The following is a 367-nucleotide window of genomic DNA, read 5'->3' as shown; positions in this document are numbered from 1 at the left end:
GGGCAGTGTTTTTCCCTCTGCGGCAGCGTCTCTTCGGAGCGGAAGTCGCTGAAGCCGAAATCGGCATAGACGGCGCCGCGGTTTCAGAACCAGTTGGTGCCGGGATGAATGGCGCGCGCCCGGTAGCCTTCGCTCTTCAGGAAGGTCGCCAGCGAGGGCGTCGGCGTGCGCACATATTGCTGGTAGGGGATCGAGCCTGCCGGCAGGAAGGCGTTGGAAAAGCCGGTCAGCGCCTCGAACTCGATATTGGCGGTCATGCCGCCGAACTCGGGCGAGAACATCGAGCCGGAGCGCAACGCGCGCACTGTCGGGATCGGGTCCGGCTTGATGGTGACACCGGGCAGCGTGGTCGGATCCGAGAAGGATT

Annotated in this window: 1 pseudogene; it reads right to left on the bottom strand. The window is 64.3% G+C overall.

The features are described 5' to 3' along the window. Nucleotides 1-367, bottom strand: a pseudogene (locus EN824_RS33725) (sulfatase-like hydrolase/transferase); the annotation flags it as partial.

Source organism: Mesorhizobium sp. M8A.F.Ca.ET.181.01.1.1, assembly GCF_004792025.1.
Classification (GTDB): Bacteria; Pseudomonadota; Alphaproteobacteria; order Rhizobiales; family Rhizobiaceae; genus Mesorhizobium.
The sequence above is the reverse complement of the archived record's forward strand: the minus strand, read 5'-3'. Positions and strand labels throughout refer to the sequence as shown.